17 protein-coding genes are annotated in these 19,641 nt (G+C 30.4%); 15 read left to right on the top strand and 2 right to left on the bottom strand.

Annotation, left to right across the window (positions count from 1 at the left end):
• The first annotated feature begins 12 nt into the window (after nucleotides 1-12).
• On the top strand, nucleotides 13-651 hold the full coding sequence (locus BV55_RS0107420) for a response regulator transcription factor (RefSeq protein ID WP_029452200.1): 639 nt from the start codon (nucleotides 13-15) through the stop codon (nucleotides 649-651).
• Nucleotides 652-735: 84 nt separating this feature from the next.
• On the opposite strand, the gene brnQ is transcribed toward BV55_RS0107420, so the two are convergent.
• Nucleotides 736-2,046, bottom strand: a complete 1,311-nt coding sequence (brnQ, locus tag BV55_RS0107425; RefSeq protein ID WP_029452201.1) for a branched-chain amino acid transport system II carrier protein — start codon at nucleotides 2,044-2,046, stop codon at nucleotides 736-738.
• 307 nt (nucleotides 2,047-2,353) lie between these two features.
• Here brnQ and BV55_RS0107430 point away from each other — a divergent pair, with 307 nt between their 5' ends.
• Entirely contained in the window at nucleotides 2,354-2,695 is a 342-nt protein-coding gene (locus BV55_RS0107430) for a single-stranded DNA-binding protein (RefSeq protein WP_029452202.1), read from the top strand.
• Nucleotides 2,696-2,865: 170 nt separating this feature from the next.
• On the opposite strand, the gene BV55_RS0107435 is transcribed toward BV55_RS0107430, so the two are convergent.
• Complete coding sequence (locus BV55_RS0107435) at nucleotides 2,866-5,523, bottom strand: FprA family A-type flavoprotein (RefSeq protein ID WP_029452203.1); 2,658 nt, start codon at nucleotides 5,521-5,523, stop codon at nucleotides 2,866-2,868.
• 621 nt (nucleotides 5,524-6,144) lie between these two features.
• On the opposite strand from BV55_RS0107435, the gene BV55_RS0107440 reads away from it, so the two are divergent.
• From BV55_RS0107440 to BV55_RS0107505, 13 genes are all read left to right on the top strand, one after another.
• Nucleotides 6,145-6,615 (top strand): COG2426 family protein, encoded by a 471-nt coding sequence (locus BV55_RS0107440; protein WP_029452204.1) that lies wholly within the window; start codon nucleotides 6,145-6,147, stop codon nucleotides 6,613-6,615.
• Between the two features lie 408 nt (nucleotides 6,616-7,023).
• Nucleotides 7,024-7,974 (top strand): AAA family ATPase, encoded by a 951-nt coding sequence (locus BV55_RS0107445; protein WP_029452205.1) that lies wholly within the window; start codon nucleotides 7,024-7,026, stop codon nucleotides 7,972-7,974.
• A gap of 9 nt (nucleotides 7,975-7,983) precedes the next feature.
• Nucleotides 7,984-9,105, top strand: coding sequence for a DUF58 domain-containing protein (locus tag BV55_RS0107450; RefSeq protein WP_029452206.1), 1,122 nt, complete (start codon nucleotides 7,984-7,986; stop codon nucleotides 9,103-9,105).
• A gap of 2 nt (nucleotides 9,106-9,107) precedes the next feature.
• Nucleotides 9,108-10,388: a hypothetical protein gene (locus BV55_RS0107455; RefSeq protein WP_029452207.1), complete on the top strand. Its 1,281-nt coding sequence runs from the start codon at nucleotides 9,108-9,110 to the stop codon at nucleotides 10,386-10,388.
• Nucleotides 10,389-10,682: 294 nt separating this feature from the next.
• A complete protein-coding gene (locus BV55_RS0107460; RefSeq protein WP_029452208.1) occupies nucleotides 10,683-11,036 on the top strand; it encodes a DUF6514 family protein in 354 nt (117 codons plus the stop codon).
• Nucleotides 11,037-11,495: 459 nt separating this feature from the next.
• Nucleotides 11,496-11,882, top strand: coding sequence for a holo-ACP synthase (gene acpS, locus BV55_RS0107465; RefSeq protein WP_029452209.1), 387 nt, complete (start codon nucleotides 11,496-11,498; stop codon nucleotides 11,880-11,882).
• A gap of 115 nt (nucleotides 11,883-11,997) precedes the next feature.
• Nucleotides 11,998-12,609: a germination lipoprotein GerS-related protein gene (locus tag BV55_RS0107470; RefSeq protein WP_029452210.1), complete on the top strand. Its 612-nt coding sequence runs from the start codon at nucleotides 11,998-12,000 to the stop codon at nucleotides 12,607-12,609.
• 638 nt (nucleotides 12,610-13,247) lie between these two features.
• Complete coding sequence (locus BV55_RS0107480; protein ID WP_029452212.1) at nucleotides 13,248-13,601, top strand: type II toxin-antitoxin system PemK/MazF family toxin; 354 nt, start codon at nucleotides 13,248-13,250, stop codon at nucleotides 13,599-13,601.
• Nucleotides 13,602-13,969: 368 nt separating this feature from the next.
• Nucleotides 13,970-14,812 carry a YitT family protein gene (locus tag BV55_RS0107485; RefSeq protein ID WP_029452213.1) on the top strand — a complete coding sequence of 281 codons (843 nt, stop codon included), beginning with the start codon at nucleotides 13,970-13,972 and terminating at the stop codon, nucleotides 14,810-14,812.
• 309 nt (nucleotides 14,813-15,121) lie between these two features.
• Nucleotides 15,122-15,817, top strand: a complete 696-nt coding sequence (gene ftsE, locus BV55_RS0107490; protein ID WP_029452214.1) for a cell division ATP-binding protein FtsE — start codon at nucleotides 15,122-15,124, stop codon at nucleotides 15,815-15,817.
• The gene (ftsX, locus tag BV55_RS0107495) at nucleotides 15,798-16,688 is read left to right on the top strand and encodes a permease-like cell division protein FtsX (RefSeq protein WP_029452215.1); all 891 of its coding nucleotides are present in this window, start codon (nucleotides 15,798-15,800) and stop codon (nucleotides 16,686-16,688) included. Before ftsE ends, ftsX begins: the two co-directional genes overlap by 20 nt.
• A gap of 146 nt (nucleotides 16,689-16,834) precedes the next feature.
• On the top strand, nucleotides 16,835-18,091 hold the full coding sequence (locus tag BV55_RS0107500) for a S41 family peptidase (protein WP_029452216.1): 1,257 nt from the start codon (nucleotides 16,835-16,837) through the stop codon (nucleotides 18,089-18,091).
• Nucleotides 18,092-18,177: 86 nt separating this feature from the next.
• Nucleotides 18,178-19,539 (top strand): PDZ domain-containing protein, encoded by a 1,362-nt coding sequence (locus BV55_RS0107505; protein ID WP_029452217.1) that lies wholly within the window; start codon nucleotides 18,178-18,180, stop codon nucleotides 19,537-19,539.
• Nucleotides 19,540-19,641: the final 102 nt, after the last annotated feature.

Genomic DNA, 19,641 nt, shown 5'->3' on the forward strand with positions numbered 1-19,641 from the left:
GTAGGTGTTTTTATGGATATATTAATTGCAGATGATGATTCCCTTATAAGAGAAGGATTAAAGATAATATTAGAAAATGAACCTGGATTTAAGGTTGTTGCATTAGCAGCTAATGGACAAGAAGCCTTTGACCTATGTAAAGAGAAGAAACCAAATATAGTAATGATGGATATAAGAATGCCTATAATGGATGGAGTTATTAGTACAAGGCTCATAAAACAAAATTTTAAAGATATAAAAATAGTAATGCTTACAACTTTTAAGGATGAAGAATATATAAAAGAAGCAATAAAAAACGGAGCAGATGGATATATTTTAAAAAGCCAATCTTCAGAGGCCATAATAGAAACTATTAAAATCATAAACAAAGGAAATGCGGTATTTGAAAAAGATATTATGAAAAGTTTATCTGAAATGATAAATAAGAATTCACATAAACCTCATATAAAACAACGGCAGTTAAAGGAAGCTGAATTAACTGAAAGAGAAATAGATATACTTAAACTTATAGGAGAGGGTATGTCCAATAAAGAAATTGCAATCAAACTTTATTTAGGAGAAGGCACAGTGAGAAATTATGTAACAAAGCTTTTAGAAAAGTTAGACCTAAGAGACAGAACTCAACTGGCTATATACTACCTAAACACCTAGTAAATGGATGCACCTCTGGGGTGCTGACAGTTTATGGATGCACCCCAGAGGTGCATCCATTTTATTACATCAGCTTGTGTAAACTTAATCTGCAAATATGGTGGATTTTGTGGGGCTGTTGTTTAGGAGGGTAAAGGATACTATAAACATTACTATAGTTGGTATAACCCACACGAAACCACTATCGTATAAAGGTAATTGAGTTAATAGGTTAATAGTTTTAATGTTGTAGGTGTTTAGATATTTCACACTAGAAATGGTGCTTAATATGCTAAATAGTAGTGAAGTATATACAGTTACTTTAAATACATTATTATTTTTAATTAAACCTTTAATAAGTGTAAGGATTATTAAAGTTATAGCCATAGGATAAAGTATATTAAGTATAGGACCTGCAAATTTTACTATTTGCTCTACTCCTGAGGATCCTATTATTACTCCAATAATGCTCATGACTACAGCATTAAACTTATAAGGTAGTCTTCCATTGGTTAAATCTTCAAAAAAGGATGAACCGGAAGATATGAGGCCTACTGAAGTTGTGAAACAGGCAACACCAATTGCTATGCCTATTAATACACTTCCTATAGATCCTAGATTACGTTGTGAAATTTCTAGGAGTAGGAAGGTTTTCGACACATCAGCACCAAATACGCTGCTAGTTTGTGCACCAAGATGCATTAAACCTGAGTATACAAGTGCTAGTCCTATTATTGCTATGGCTCCAGATTTTAATGTCATACCCATGACTTTCTCTTCGCCGTAGCCTTTAGCTAAAATAGATTTAAACACTATAGAAGAAAAAACCAATGCAGCTAAGGCATCCATGGTTTGGTATCCTTCTTTAAGACCTGAAGCAATGGGAAGGGTCTTACCTGTATCTATAATAGGTGATACAGGCCATAATACACCTTTGACTATTAATATAGATAGAGTTATTAATAATATAGGGGTTAGATATTTACCTATAAGATCCATAATCTGCGATGGTTTTAGTACAAAGACTAAATTTAAGGCAAAGTAAAATATTACAAAGGCAAGAGCTGGTACCTTTGGAAATACAGGAAATATGGCAAGCTCATAAGTTGTAGCTGCGGTTCGTGGTATTGCAAGCAAAGGTCCAATAGTCAAAAATAAAGATATAGAAAATATCTTAGTGAAAATTGGGCCTACAGGTCGTCCTATATTTTCAAAATCACCATTAACCTTTGTACAAGCTATAATTCCTAGAAGTGGTAGTCCTACCCCTGTAAGTATAAACCCTACAGCAGAAAGTATGTAATTACTTCCAAATATGTTTCCAAGATAGGGTGGGAATATCAGGTTGCCTGCACCAAAAAACATTGCAAATAGTGCAAAACCTATTATTATGATATCTTTTGTTGATTTTTTCATTGGAGCACCTCAATTCATAAAATTTATATTATTTCATAGCTGATATTAGGATTTAGTTAGTAGTATATTTTGCTTAGAAATGATTCTATTTCCAGAAGATTCATGCAGATTTAAAAATAAAGTTAAACCTATGTTACCATCTCTATTAATAAAATTCAATAAAAATGCAAAAAAAACTAATAAATATTCATAATAATTTATACAAATGTTATTAAATTATTGTATAAGAATTGTTAATGTGGCAATAATCTTATATATAAATAGAAGTAAATGTTTACAAAAATAAAGGTGAAATATGGAGGTAAATATGAATAAGATTTTATTAGTTGGAAGGTTAGTAAAGGATCCAGAAATTAAAGTTTTACAAGAAGGGGAAAGGATGGTTGCAAAGTTTACTGTAGCTGTTAATAGAAATTATAAAAATTCAGATGGTGAAAATAAGGCAGATTTTGTTCCAGTTTCTGTATGGGGAAAAAGAGCAGAAATTATAATGAAGTATCTTCAAAAAGGTAGTTTTGTAAGCATAAGTGGAAGACTTAATACAGGAAGTTATGAAGATAAAGAAGGCAACAGAAGGTATACTTATGAAGTTGTGGCAGAAGATTTTCATTTCGTAGAAAACAGAAAGAAGGATGAAGTAGCACAATAATTGTAATAAGTGCTATGGTAACCTGCTTATACCAGTAGGCGACATAGGGGGACACTGCACAATAAGTGTAATAAGTGCCATGGTAACCCTACAAATGTGCCAAAAATGAAAATCAATAAAACAAAAAAAGATAGCCCTGAAATGCACAGGAACTATCTTTTTTTAGATATCTACAGAAGGTTACCTTTAATTACCTCTTCTAAGGTATAACCATTTTTTATACCAGCTATAATTTTAGCAGATTTTGATAAATCTCCAATTAGAAGACCGCCTACTAAGGTATCTTCTTTAAAGAATAGCTTTTTATAAATTCCTTTATCTAAATCTTTAAAAGCTAGTTGTTCTAATGAGTTATCGTCAAGATTTATTAATCCTGCAGAGAATATTTTAGCATTTAAAGCGTTAAATATAACGGAGGATACAAAGCTATTGAAGACTACATCATCACCAGCTGCATTAGCTCCAGCAATTTTACCCATTTCTATTGCTGCAGGCCAGTTGCCAAAGATGGTGCCTTTTAATTCTGCAATGTCTCCAGCAGCATAAATATCTTTGATATTTGTTTCCATCTTATCATTAACCCTAACACCTTTATCAGATGCTAAGCCTGCTTTTTCAGCTAGATACTTTTTAGGTCTTATTCCTACAGAAAATAAGATCATATCAGTTTCTAAGATTAGGCCACTTTTTAATTTTAAGCCCACAATCTTAGGCTTTTTAATAAAATCATGATTTGAAATTGGTACCATGCACATATCTGCAATTATTTCATCAGCAGATTCACCTAATAATAGATTAATACCAGATTTATCTGCTATTTTCTTAAACAAAGCAGCCCCTTCGTTGTCTAATTGTCTTGGAAGGAGTCTTGTGCTAAATTCTATAACAGTTACATCTAAGCCTTTTTGTTTTAGATTCCAAGCAGCTTCAAGGCCTAGAAGACCTCCACCGATGATAACAGCTTTTTTAGATTTTTCCATATAGGATTTAATGTTTATGGCATCATCCAATTCTTTTAGAGTAAAGAGACCATCTACTTCTTTATAATTTTCAAAAGTTAGAACTAGATTTCCAATTGTACTCTTAAGTTCATCACAAGCAACCTTTATAGGTGGTATAAAGTTATAACTACCATTGGCTAGTATTAATTTATCATATTCTAAAGTTGTACCATCATTTAAAAGTATTTTTTTACTATCAGGGATTATTTCATCTACATATACTCCAAGGTTTTGTTTTATGTTATTATTCTCATACCAATCGCTTTTTGCTATATAAAAGTTTTTGTCAGGAATAGTGGTTGTTATATAATCTGAAAGTTGAGGCCTAAAGTAAGACATAGACTTTTCTTTAGATACTATTTCTATAGAACATTTTGGATTTCTTTCTCTTATAGCCTTTGCAGCATAGAATCCAGCAGCTCCATTTCCGATTATAACAAATTTTTCTCTAGTTTCTTTTTTGAATTTACTATTTGAAGAAATTACTTCTACAAATTGATCTTTAGAAGCTCCACATACAGGACAAATTTCTGGAGGAAAGTCACCTTCAAAGATTTCTCCGCAAATAACACATTTCCAAAGTCTTGTTTTCTTTTTTACTGCAGGAGATTTGGAAACCTTACCTTTTTCTAATAACTTTTCTGCAAAAGCTTCACCAAAATTAAAGGCTTTTGTAAGTTCGTCTTCAGAAGGTTTAAAGTTTACCTTAAGCCCTGGAGTTAGGATATTCATTCTTAATTCTTTAAGTCTTCTTTCTATATTAGGTACAGCTTCTCCACTCCAACCATAAGAACCAAAAGCAGCTGCAACCTTTCCACCATGAACTAGTGGATTTAGCTTTGTTAGCACATCACGTATAGGTTCAAGAAGCTCACTATTAATAGTAGGTGAACCAAAAAGTACACCCTCAGATTCGGTTATATCATTTATAATGTCATCCATATTACTTTGGATTACGTCATAAGATTTTATCTCAAAGTTACCCTTAGATTTTATTCCTTCTGCTATTTTATCACCCATGGATTTAGTATAACCATAAGCGGATACATAGGAGATGGTTACCTTTGGTATTTCAGCCTTAGGCTTTGGTGTGCTCCACTCTTTATAAAGTTCTACTATTTTACCTGGGTTTTCCCTTAATATAGGGCCATGACCTGTACAAATTGTATCTATATCTAATTTTTCTATTTTATCTATAGCTTTAAGTACATAAGGCTTAAAAGGTCCCATTATGCAGTCAAAGTAATATTTTAATGATTCCATATAATGTTCTTGATTTTCAATTAGATCATTAAATACATTTTCAGTGCAATAATGTGTTCCAAAGGAGTCACAAGTAAATAATATCTTATCCTCAGGTACAAAGGTGTAAATTGTATCTGGCCAATGTAAAAATGGCGCAGCTATGAATTGTAGTGTTTTATTGCCAAGGGATAAGGTTGAACCATCTTCTACCACTATAGATTCAAAGGGTACATTAGCTATCTTGCCTAAAAATTTTATGGCAGCAGCAGATCCTACTATTTTGGCATGGGGAGAAAGTTCAAGAATCTTTGCAACGGAACCTGCATGATCTGGCTCAGTATGGTCTACTATGATGTAGTCTATTTTATGAATGTCTATGTCTAAGGATTTTAATCTGTCTAAGTATTGATCAAAAAATTCAAGCTTTACAGTTTCAAGTAAAGCAACCTTTTCATTTCCTCGTATTACATAGGAATTATATGTTGTTCCATAAGGTGTATACATTATTATGTCGAAAACTCTAAGTCCTGGATCTAAGGCTCCAACCCAATAAATATCTTTTTTAATTTCTAAAGATCTCATATTCATCATTCCTTTCCATAATGCTATAAAAGTATGTATTAATTATATCATCTAATCAATATTATTGTTTAATATACTATGATTTAGTGATTTAGTGCGCTAATACCTTAAATTTTGATTTTAGGCATCACAAAGATCGTATTGTTATTTTAAGCAATAATATAAGATTTTAAACTGAGGTATTTTAATAACTTACAATGACTTATAATAACTTATAATAGACTGTAGGGAATTGTAAATGTGTTTAAATTATAACTGTAAATGTATGTATAATTAAAGTTTTCACAAAACAGAATAAGCGATAGTGGTTATTAGGTACTATAAACTATTATAAAGGAAACCATAGATTTGGTCAATATATTTAAGCACTTTTAAGAGATTGTTATATTTGATTATGTTTTAAGATGGTTTCAATAATATTTAATGAGATTTTAAGGAGATTTTAATAAATAATATCTTGATGATTTAGGTAATAATCTTTATAATAGAGTCATTGCATAGAATCCATAATAGTCACACAGTAATTATAGAACACATCATGCATTAGTAAGACATTAATAAGACATATGATCAATACAGTAAATTGAATTACATAAAATATAATCACAAGGAGTTTAAATTATGAATTTTTCACAATTACTTAAGGTTTTTATTTTCTCGGCAATACCCCTTACAGAGCAAAGAGCGGCAATACCTATAGGAATTGCTCAATATGGATTAGATCCAGTTGCAACTATGATAGCTAGTTTTCTTGGAAGCTTAGTGCCGGTGCCTTTTATATTATTACTTTTTAATGTTATATTTAAATGGATGAAAAAATATAAGTTTTTTGGTCCATTAAATAGAATAATAGAAGATAAAATTCAAAAGGGTTCAGGTAAGATGGAGAAATATAAAGAACTAGGGCTTATAATATTTATAGGAATTCCCCTACCTACTACAGGGCTTTGGACTGGTAGTGCCGTGGCGGCAGTGCTAGGTTTAGATTTTAAAAAATCAATGCTTTGCGCTGCTATAGGAGGGTTAATATCAGCTATTATAGTAACATTAATCACTATTAGCGTCGGAAGTTTTGCTTCGCTATTTTCATAAACCTAGTGTAAAACATAAGTTTTGTTTTGGAGTTTTCATAACTTAGTGTAGATCTTAAGTTTCCTTTTGAAATTTTCATAACTTAGTGTAAATTCTAAGCTTTGATTTAGTACTTTCATAAAGTTTATATAAATATTGAATTTGAATTTAATATATTCTTCACACTAAAAGATAACTTTTCATGTAAAATGTTATCTTTTTTTGTAAATTTATATATAAGTTCTAATAATTATAGGATTTGCAGAGTATATTTGCAATTTAGATTTATTTGAATATTTGTATAGAAGAAACAAATGACACTATGATATAATAATCTTATCACAGTTTGAAATACATATATGGAAGGAGGAATTATTTAATTGGTCTATATTTTGCTGAAAGGGCCCGTTAGATAATTAGTTATTGAATATGGAAGTTAATAATTTTGTTGAATTTAGAGAAAAGGTTTTAGAAAATGTGGGTAAGGTTATAGTAGGTAAGAAGAGTAAAATAGATAGAATAATGGTTGCCTTTATATGTTCAGGACATGTTCTTTTAGAAGACGTTCCAGGACTTGGAAAGACTAAACTTGCAAGAGCTTTATCTCAAACGTTAAACTGTTCTTTTAAAAGAATTCAATTTACTCCAGACCTTTTGCCTTCAGACCTTACAGGAATATATTACTACAATCAAAAGACCATGGAATTTGAATTTAAAAAAGGCCCTTTATTAAGTCAATTTGTATTAGCAGATGAAATTAATAGAGCAACTCCAAGAACACAATCTGCATTACTTGAGTGCATGGAGGAAAGGCAGATAACTGTAGAAGGAAATACATTAAAACTGGACAAGCCGTTTTTTGTTATTGCTACAGAAAATCCTATAGAACAATTTGGAACCTTTCCACTACCAGAGGCCCAGTTAGACAGATTTTTCATGAAATTATCTATGGGATATCCATCTTATAGTGAAGAAATTGATATATTAGATAGATACAAAGAAAAGGATCCATTAGAAGATTTAAAGCCAGTTATAACTTTAGAGGAAATACAATATCTTCAAAAGAACTTTGTGTATGTTGAAGTAAAAGATGATATAAGAAGATACATATTAGATATAGTAAATGAGACCCGTAGACATAAGGATATTGAACTTGGTGCATCACCAAGAGCTACAATAGCACTTATGAAAGGCTGCCAAGCTTACGCAGCAATACAAGGTAGGGACTATGTTATAACAGAAGATGTTAAGTCTATTGCTCCAGATGTTTTAAGCCATAGAATTATATTAAAAGCTGGAGGACGAACCTTAGGAGATAAATCTCATGAGGCCATTGGAGATATATTAAATAATATTAACACACCTTTAGAAGAAATTTAAGGTGATATTATGAAGAGTTACGCTATATTTATCTTAGCTGTAATAGCTTTTTATATCTTCTCCAGGTATACAATGAGCATGGGATTTAAAGATATAGAGGTAATAAGAAGTTTAGATAAGGTCCGTATCTTTCCAGGGGAGCAATTTAATGTAATTACAAAGATTGAAAATAAAAGAAGGTGGCCTATAGCATTTTTAAATATAAAAGAGCAATATCCAGAAGGCTTTGAAAGAATGCAGTCGTCACCAGATTTTAGAAATCCAAATGTTACTTATTACACAAGTAGCTATAGTATTTTAGGTCATGAAAGGGTAAAGAGGTATTATAATTCTACTATAGATAAAAGGGGAGTTTATTACCTTAAATATTTAACCTTGTCTTTAGGAGATTTGTTTGGAATTTTTAATATAGAAGAGGAACAAGAAGATCTTTTAGAGGTAATAGTATATCCAAAAGTTGTGGATGCAAGTCAAATAGAGTTTGAAAATAAAAGTATCCAGGGAGATTCTGTAGTAAGAAGGTGGATATTTTCTGACCCAGTTTACGTAAGGGGCCTTAGGGAATACGTAAGAGGGGACAGGATGAAGGATATTCACTGGAATTCTAGCCTTAGGATGAACAAACTTGTGGTAAAGGAATATGAATACACCTCAGAAAGACAAGTGGTTTTTATTGCAAATGTTCAGTGTGCCAAGCCTTATTGGAGCGCTATTGATGGTGAAGCTATAGAAAAGGCTGTGAAGATAGTGGCTTCTCTCTCTAATTTTACTATACAACAAGGTATTCCAACAGGGGTTATGACAAATGCAAATATGATAAGTTCATCTGGAGATTTTAGTAATGAATTATTACCTGGAATTAATAACTTTAAAGAGATATTAGAGTTTTGTGCTAGGATAGACAAGCTCCCTAAGGTAGATTTTAGTGAATTTTTAAGAGAAAAGGGAAACTATTTTAATTCAAATTCAATTTATATAATATTAACACCTTATATGAATGATGAAATTATAAGTGAAATGATTAAACTTAAACGATATGGAATCCTTATGAAGGTTATAGATGTTTCAGAAAAAGGATCTCTTCCCGAATTAAATCATATAGAAAAAATATATTATGGGGGGAAGGGGTAATTATGAGTTTACAAAAAAATATCAGAACATTATTTTATACCTCTAAGATAATAGCTATATTTATAATATATTCTATGATTTCTAATGGCCTTGGACAGATGACCCCAGGATATTTAGACTTTTTAATTGCTTTTTTCATTATGATTATCATGCAAATTTTAGAATATAGGAATGTAAATAGATACGTAGTAATATTGCTTCCCCTTTTTATGAGCTTTGTAGGATTTTTTCTACTTCATGGAAGGGAACACTTTGTACCTTATTCAGTTTTAGGCTTAATTACAGTACTTGCACTTCCGAGGTATGATGCAGAAAGTATTTTTTCTTATAAATATATACTAAGAAATCTTAAAAACAGTCTTTTTATGTTAATAGGGTCTTTAGTATTATATTTAAAAGTAGATAAATCATTTGGAAACAGCTTATTAAGATATTATATTGCTTTTTTAGTAATAGCTATAATAACTTTAAGAGAAGGTAGAAAGTTTGAATATGATATAAAGAGAAAAAAAGAAGATGACATGGTTAACTTTGGCATACTTATAGCTGTAATAGTTATATCTTCTAACTTTGTATATAACATTTGTAAAACTATAATCTTTAGCATACTTAAATTAATAGCATTTATCGCAGAAAAGATTTTGGTGGGCTTTGTTTATATTATAACTGTTCCTTTAAATGCCTTGGTAAATTATATTCAAAACCTTTTAAAAAGAAATGCAGGAAATCCTAATGTACAAATATCAGACAAAAAGGATGGACTAGAGGAATTAAAAGATATAGTAAATGACCAACAGGTGTCTTATGTCATTGTAGAAAATATAATAAAAGTTATTATAATTGCAGCCATTCTTTACTTAATATACTTTGTTATAAAAAAATATAGATATAGTAAAGTTATAAAAGAAGAGGGAATAGTTGAAGTAAGGGAAAAGATATCTGTAGAAAAGCCTGCAAAGAAAAAGACAGTTAAAGATAAGCTAAAGGATATTATAGGAGCCAAAACCTTAAATGAAAAGATATTAAATATTTACAAAGACTTTGAAAAGATAACCTTTAAAAAAGGTTGGTTTAAGCCCTATATGACACCAAGACAACTTTATAAGGTTACAAGAATCCATATAGAAGAAAAGAAAAAGATAAAGTATATAACTAAAATGTATAACGAAGCAAAGTTTTCTAGCCATGAAATAAGTGAAGATGAATTTGTGAAATACAAAGAATATTATGGTGATATAAAAGATAAGATAAAAGATGTACAACAAGAAGATAAGAAAAAATAAAATAAAATGATTTAATATAAGATAAGGTAAATAAAAAAAGATGCAATAACAATATGAAATTTAAAGAAAAAACTTATCGACAAATGATTCTATAATTCTACAAAAATCGCCTAGGAAATGAAGGATTTCCTAGGCTATCTTTCGTTAATGAAGTCAGGGAGCCCTTTATAAGATGGAATGTGTCAAAATATAGATTAAATATTCTGAATATTGAAGACAAGCTATGACAAAGTTTTCATTAATGTCATGGTAGTATAAAAAGTAGGTAAATTTAGTATTGGGGGGTAATCAAAAATGGTCATTGTTGAAAATTTATGTAGAAGCGAACTTTCAGAAAATGGGGTGCATATATATTCCTACAGGATGACTAAAGGAAATATTACATTCTCAATTGAAGGGGAGAAAACTGAGGTTCAATCCTATGGAATTGAAGTTGAAAGGCAAGATGTATTAGATGGGGTTGTAATGAATATTGAAAGGGATGCATTAGAAAGTATAAGTCCTCAAAGATATAAGATACATAATCTTTTGAAAATCTTGTACGATGGAAGGGTATCACCATATCACTTTATAGATATTATCGGTGAATATGTAGATAGCTATGTTGAAGACTTTGAAGAGGGATTTTGTGATGCAGCTACTAATTAATTATAATATAAAATTTTTTGATCATAATATAAAACTGCAATTTTAAATAATTAATATTAGATAGATTTAGGTGTCATAAACTTTATTTTAATTTTAAAAAATTCATAATATATCAAGTATAAAGACGTAGGATTATCTTTAGAATTACTAAGGGTGAATACTACGTTTTCTTATGTTATAATATATCAAGTGATTCTTAGACTCAGGTGGAGTTTGCTTATAAAGAATACATCTCTCCATATGAGTCTTAGAAGAACTTATCCAGGGGCGTAGCAGCCGTCATCCCCCACCTTGAAGAGGATAGGGGTGTTACGGATGGTAGCCATCGGATAAAATGTATTAAACAATAATAGCTTAGTTTTAAATGGGTCTAAAAAGGATTAGAAGAATCTAAGTTAAAGGTGTACTTTAAGCAATAATCAAAAGTCAAGAAACAATAAACTTAAAAGAGGAAGTAGTATGGGGATAAAAGGAATTGGCACAGACATAATAGAAATAGATAGGATAAAAAAGGCGGATTTAAGAAACGCTAAGTTTGCCCTTAGGATATTTACAAAAAAGGAATTAGAGTATTATAATAAAAAAAACTATGAGAGCATGGCTGGTGGATTTGCAGCTAAAGAAGCTATAAGTAAAGCTATAGGAACAGGGTTTAGAGGCTTTAACTTTAAAGATATAGAAGTGCTTAGAGATACATTAGGAAAGCCCTATGTAATTTTATCAAAAAGCGCAGAAAAAATTTTAAGAGATAAGTTTAATTTAAAGGGTAAAGATTATGCTATTCACATTTCTATATCTCATAACAATAGTATGGCCATAGCTTATTCCATAATAGAGGGAATTTAAATTAAAATCATAATACATAAAAGACAGGCTATAAAATAAATAACAATAGAATAATTTAAAGCATAAAGGAATAACAATAGTAGTGAAATATTATATATTATATTAGGAGGAACTTTTGAGAAAAGATATTAAGCTTATGATATTATTCCTTTGCCTTATTTGTTTACCGGTTATAAATGTTTCCTGTAAGAAACCAGCAAAAAATGTGGATGAAGTCATAGATTATATTAAATCTATTAAAAGCTATGAAAGTAATGTAGAGTACACTATTAAAAATAGCAAAAGAACTGAGGTTAAAAATTACACACAATATTTTCAAAAAGATCAGGGATATAGGCTTGAACTAGGGGAAAAAAGATCTTATATATATAAAGAAGATGAAATACTAGTAGAAGATATAGCTAATAATGCAAAATATAGCTTAGATAAAGACTTTGATGAGGTTTATAAATTTACCTTTATAGGTGAATTTATAAGACAACTATATACCAATGAAGATATAAAATATTTTTGTAAAAAAATAGAAGGTAAAAGCTATATGGTTGTAGAATTAGTAATCACAGGGGCTAACAATAATCTAAAAACTGCCTTTATGTATATTGACCTTACAACAAATCTTCCAGAAAAAGTAGCCATATTTGATAAGGGGGGTGAAGAGAGAATAGTTGCAATATACAAAGATTTAAAGATAAACATAGATTTAGATGAAGAACTTTTTAAGCAGTAATTATAAAACAGGTTTTCAAAACATAAAATCAAAATCAAACATAGGTTAAAAACTAGTGTAACTATTAATACTAATATAATACACTTAAAGACTAGAAGAATTAAAGAATACATAGATTATAATAGAGGGTTTAAAGGTGTATGTTAAATATTTAAAGTAAAAGAATTATCAAAATATACTTAAAAATAATAAAAGCTTACAGGCTCGAATTATTCTAACTCCTATAAAAGGGCAAAAAAACACACTTTATGTAAGAAGAAAACTTTACCATTAATCTTTTTGTAATAATTTGATGAAAAATAGTATAAAATCTTTGACATAGTGACAAACTTTGCACTATAATTGTAATGTACATATTTACGCTTTGTAAAATAGGAGGTAAGTATAAGGTATGTCAAGATGTAAGAGATTAATGGTTACCCTCTCAGGTATACTCAAAGATGATAAAAAAAATAGTCAATTTATCATGAGGTCTGTAATACTATATAGAGACAATGAAAATAATACAAAAGGAAACATGGAAAGTGGATATCTTGAAATGGCATCCATCAACTTAGAGTACTCAGAATTTGGTTGTGAATGCGAATATAAAGAGTGTTTAGAATATGAGACGTGGCTTTCGGAGAGTGATTTGTCGAATGACAACAATAGTAGTAAAAAGAGGCGATATTTATTATGCTGATCTGAGTCCTGTGGTTGGTTCAGAACAAGGTGGGATCAGACCAGTTATAATTATACAAAATGACATTGGTAATAAATATAGTCCAACTGTCATCGTTGGAGCCATAACCTCTCAGATTAATAAAGCAAAACTTCCAACTCATGTTGAGATATCCTCAGAAGAATACGGATTAAATAAGGATTCCGTAGTTCTATTAGAGCAAGTGAGAACCTTGGATAAAAAAAGGTTAAAAGAAAAAATTGGTCATATGACTGACCTAGACATGGGGAAGGTTGATAAAGCTTTATTAACAAGTTTGGGGCTTAATTGACATACTAAGGTTAAAATCAAAATTAAAATATAATTTTAAAGTTGAAGATATAAAAAGGGGGTCAGGTGATGGCCTCCTTTTAAATTAATAAATAAATTTAAATTAGTAAATAAGTAAAAATTCTTCTATGTTTTTGCTTAGAAGAAGTTTTTCTTTCATTATTATTTGCAATATCATATATATAAATTTTACTGTTTAATTATATGTATCTATAGCTTATAATATCTTTGGCTAAGTTATTTTGTTTTCACCTAGCTAGTCCCTCTATTTTAGAAGTAGGGGGATTAGCTAGGGTGGAGAATTTACTTATAATGCCAATGTCTGTTGGGAAGTCACTATACAAAAGTTATCATGAGGAGGAAATACAAATGAAAAAGACTTTTAAGGAATATGGCTTAATAACAATTGGAGTATTTATGGTGGCTTTTGCAGCCCAGTATATTACAATTCCCAATGAAATCGCTGGCGGAGGTGTCACAGGACTTTCCGTTGTTGCTCACCAATATTTTCAGAATATATCTATAGAATTATTTTCCTATATATTTAATTTCTTTTTGTTTATAGTAGGATTCATATTTATAGGTAGAGAATTTGGTATTAAAACTGTTTATGCAGCATTTTCGTTATCCACATCACTTTGGTTAATAAAGGTATTATTAAATCCAGTGGCTATTACTAATGATTTAATTTTAGTAGTAATCTTAGGTGCAGCTATAACAGGTACAGGGCTTGCCATAGTATTTAATCAAAGCGCCTCTACAGGTGGTACGGACATAATAGCTAAGATACTTAATAAATATATTCATTTAGATCTTGGAAAGGGTATGCTTGCAGCAGATTTATTGGTAACAATTGCTTCAGGATTAACTTTTGGTTGGGAAAAAGGTATGTATGCATTGGTATTTGTTTTCTTAAATGGAACTATAATAGATAAGGTAATACAAGGATTTAATGTAACAAAACAAGTTTTAATAGTAAGTGAGAAAAGAGATACCATATCAAAGTATATAACTGAAGATTTAAATAGGGGCTGTACCACTTTTGATGGTAAGGGTGCTTATAGTAAAAATCATGTTTATATGCTCTATAGTATAATGGGAAGAAAAGAATTTATAAAACTTAAAGGCTATATGAAGGAAATAGATCCAAAGGCATTTATAACAGTTAATGAAGTTTATGAAGTATTAGGTCAAGGCTTTAATGAGATATAATAAGATAAGCCTTATTTTTTAGAGAATTAAAAGCCATTAAAAAACAGATGATTTATATGAATTAATATGGTAATATAAAATAATGAGTAGGCATAAAGAGTAGATAACATAATTACTACTCTTTATTTGCATATAAAATCAGAAAAGTAATTTAATGGGGAGGTGCTAGCATAGGAGTTGTTAACAGTAATTTAATAAAAAGTTTTTTTGCTTCAATGAATGGTGTGCTATAATATTCGTAGCCTACAAATTAAAAAGGTTTAGTAATTAGAGAAAAAATGTGATAGTTTCACATAGGGGGATTTACATATGATTGAGTTTAAGAATGTAAGTAAAACATATAGTAATAATGTTAACGCATTAATTAATGTGGATATTTCTATAGATAAAGGCGAATTTGTATTTTTGGTTGGCCCAAGTGGCGCTGGTAAATCGACTTTTATAAAGATGCTTATAAAAGAGATTGAACCTACAAAGGGTGAGATAATAATAAGTGGAATAAATTTATCTAAAATAAAGAGAAAAGATGTACCTAATTATAGAAGGAAGATAGGTATGGTTTTCCAAGACTTTAGATTAATCCAAAATCTTAATGTATATGAAAATGTAGCTTTTGCTATGAGAGTTGTAGAAGCTTCAGAAAAAGAAATAAGAAGAAGAGTACCTACAGTTTTAGCATTAGTAGGATTATCAGATAAATACAAGATGTTTCCAACTGAACTTTCCGGAGGAGAGCAACAAAGAGTATCTCTTGCAAGGGCAATGGTTAATAACCCTGCAATATTAATTGCAGATGAACCTACAGGTAATTTGGATCCAGACACAGCTATGGAAATAATGCATATATTAGATGACATAAACAGGACAGGAACCACAATTTTAATGGCAACTCATGCTAAAGAAATAGTTAATAACATGAAAAAGAGAGTAATTGCCATAGAAAAAGGCAGCATTGCAAGAGACGAAAAGAGAGGTGGATACGGAAATGAAAATAAACACCGTTAAAGGGTTTTTTACAGATGCGTTTAAGAGTATAAGAAGAAATAGGACAATAAGTTTTGCATCAATTATAACAGTATCTGCTACACTTTTTATATTTGGTATATTTATAATGCTTGCCTTAAATGTAAAAGGATTTGTAGGTGAGGTTGAATCTAAGGTAGAAATAAAAGTGTTCTTAAAAGATGGCATAAATATTTCGGACCAAAAGGCCATAGAGGATAAACTTCGATCTACAGAAGGTGTTAAAGAAGTAAAATATGAAAGTAAAAGTGATGCTCTTCAAAAATTTAAAGAACAATTAAAAGGTAATGCAAGTTTATTGAGTGGATATGATGCATCAAAAAATCCTATGCCAAGCTCCTTTATTGTGAGACTTACGGCACCAGAAGCAGCGGACAAAATAGGTGAGGAAGTAGTCAATATGTCTGGTGTGGATGAGATAGGAAATGATGAGGATCTAATAAAGAAAATAATAACTATATCTAATAGCTTAAAGTGGGTAGGTATAATATTATTTATAATGCTTGTGGGGGTATCCTTATTCTTAATAGGAAACACCATTAAGCTAACAGTTTTCTCGAGAAGAAGAGAAGTTGGTATAATGAAATTTGTAGGTGCTACAGATTGGTTTATAAGGTGGCCATTTATTATAGAAGGAATGATGATGGGTATAATAGGTGCTATAATAGCTGACGTTGTACTATATTATGTATATAGATTTGGTTTCATAAAAATAACAGAAGATCTTTTAACAGCACAATTAATTTCTCCGCAGTACGTTTTAAATCCGCTATTTGCTGCATTTGTTTTAGCCGGTATCCTAATAGGTGGTATTGGAAGTACATTATCTTTAAGAAAGTTCTTAGACGTTTAATTTAAAGTTTATGGCTCTGTTTTTAGTTTTAGAAAACAGAGCCATAAAATTATTTATTAATATGATCCTTTTAGCATATACTATATAATAAGTTAGTTTTAATTAATATATGTATGCTTTAGAATTTAAGAAAGGGTGGCTATTTTATGGATTTTGACAATAATGAAACAGGTAGGGGATTTAATAAAAACAATAAGAGGTCAAGTAAAACTATATGGATTGTTATAGCTTTATTAGTTATAACAAATGTGGGAACCTTCTTTATAGGAAGTGCTTACTCACAATTTGTGCCTAGGTCAGTAAAGTCTAGTCCGGAATTTACAAAGTCTATGGAAAATATAAAGGACGTAGACAAATTCAAAAAGATATTTAGTATAAGGGAAATGTTATATAAACTATATGATGGTCCAATGGAAGATAATGAAATGCTAGATGGTGCATTAAAAGGCATGACAGCTTCTTTAAATGATCCTTATACTGTATTTTTAGATGAAAAGGATTTTGCAGATTTAATGGAAAAAAATGAAGGAGCCTATGTTGGACTTGGAATACAAGTAGGAGTTAAGGATAATAAAATAGTTGTAATTTCAGTCTTCGAGGGATCACCTGCTGAAAAGTCAGGAATAGTTTCTGGAGATATAATCCAAAAGGTAAATGGTGAAGATTTCACTGGGGCTGACATGGAAAAGGCAGTATCCATGATGAAGGGTAAAGAAAAAACAGAAGTACCAATAACTATTTATAGAGAAGGCAAGGGTGCCTTTGATGTAAGTGTTAAAAGAGATACTATAAATATGGTTACGGTAAAGGGCGAAATGCTTGATGATAGTATAGCTTATATCCAAATATCAATGTTTGATGAGCATACAGGAGATGAGTTTAATAAAAAGTTAGGAGAATTAAAAGACAAAGGGGCAAAATCTTTAGTTATGGATTTAAGATCTAATCCTGGTGGACTTTTAAATGAATGTGTAAAGGTAGCTTCTAATTTTATAGATAAAGACAAGGTAATAGTGTCTACAAAGGACAAATATGGCGAAGAAGAAAAATATAATTCTACAGGCGGAAGTTATATAGGAATGCCTTTAGTGGTACTTACAGATGAGGGAACAGCTAGTGCATCTGAAATAGTAGCTGGAGCGATTAGAGACTATGAGGCAGGAACTTTAGTTGGAGAAAAGACCTTTGGTAAAGGTATAGTTCAAAGAGTATTAGACCTTAAGGATGGCACTGGTCTTAAAGTCACAGTATCAAAATATTATACACCAAATGGTGAAAATATTCATAAAATAGGTATCAGTCCAAATGTAGAAGTTAAGATTAGTGATGAAATGAAACAAAAACCTTATGACAGAGGTACGGATCCTCAATTTAATAAGGCATTAGAGATACTAAAAAAATAAGAGTATTCAAAAGTAATAATTACTACAAATAAGATAATGAGTGTTATTTTTTTGGTACCTAAGTTAAAGTAGGAGGAAATTTTTTGATGGGTATTGCAGGATATACATTAAAGGCTGTAGCCTTTGCTATGGTCAGCCCACAATTTGCAATTACGCTTATAATGCTTGCGTTTATATTTTATGGTAAAAATAAAAGAACCGTGCTAATGCAAAAGATGATTCTAGGGGAACAGGTAAACTCTCCCCTAGAACTTACTATGTCGCAGCTGGTTTTAGGAATAATAGGTGGAGTAATGTCCAGCCTTATTTTATCTTATTTAGGAGTAATGTTTGGAGAAAATTCAGGAATACACCTAATGTTCGTATTTTCTTTATTATTATTATTTTTCAGTCCTAGATTTATATGCTTTTCTTATTCCGGGGCTTTGCTTGGTCTTTTAAGTATAATATTAAATTTAATTAAGGACCCACTTTTAACTATGTACCCTACTATAGAAATTATAAATAGACCCTTTTATATAGATATTGCAGCACTTATGACCTTAGTTGGTGTACTTCATATAGTAGAAGGATTACTAGTTGCAGTAGATGGACATAGAGGGGCTATACCTATATTTACTAATAGAGACGGAAAGATACTTGGAGGATTTGCACTTAAGCGGTATTGGGCTATGCCTATTGCCATATTAATGATTTTAAGTAATGAAACAGGAACTATTGGTCAAAACATTATTACACCTAGTTGGTGGCCAATTATGAGGAATCCTTTAACCTTAAGTATATTAACTATGGCTGTAGTTTCCATTATGCCTTTTTATGGAGTGCTTGGTTATAACTCCATTACATTTACTAGGTCTAAGGGAGAAAAGTCTGCCATGTCAGGTATAGGAATATTAATATATGGTATTACACTTACTCTTGTAGCTCAATTAGCAAGAATAAGTCTATCATTACAACTTTTTGTTATATTATTTGCTCCTTTAGCACATGAGATTATGTTAAATACTCAAAAGATTATAGAATCAAGGGCTGTAGCAAAGTTTATTAGTGATGAAGAAGGACTTATGGTATTAGATGTAGCACCTCAGTCCATTGCATATAATGCAGGCATAAGAAGTGGAGACAAGCTTTTAGAAATAAATAATAGTAAAATTGAAAATGAATCATATTTTTATAAAACTTTAAATGAAGGTATTGAAGAGGTTAAATTTAAACTAAAAGATTCTAAAGGAAATATAAAACAGTTAGTATTAAATAAGGGTAAAAGAAACAAAATAGGGTTAGTCATAGTGCCAAGAGCAGTTATATCTGAAGACCAATCAGAACATACAAAAAATGAAGATAAAGATGATGAAGATAAAGATGAAGAAAAACGTAAGGATAAAGGATTTAAGGATATACTAGAAGATATAAAGAAACATGAAGATAAAGACGAAAATGGTGATTAGACTTAGTATTGCTATGAACTAGACAGTGGTTATGTTTTATTTTTGATGGGGTTAAATTAAGTTTAATCATCAAGGTTTAGAACATAGCCATTTTTTAATTCA

Origin of the sequence: Clostridium algidicarnis (assembly GCF_000703125.1) — a bacterium.
GTDB classification, from domain to species: domain Bacteria; phylum Bacillota; class Clostridia; order Clostridiales; family Clostridiaceae; genus Clostridium_L; species Clostridium_L algidicarnis.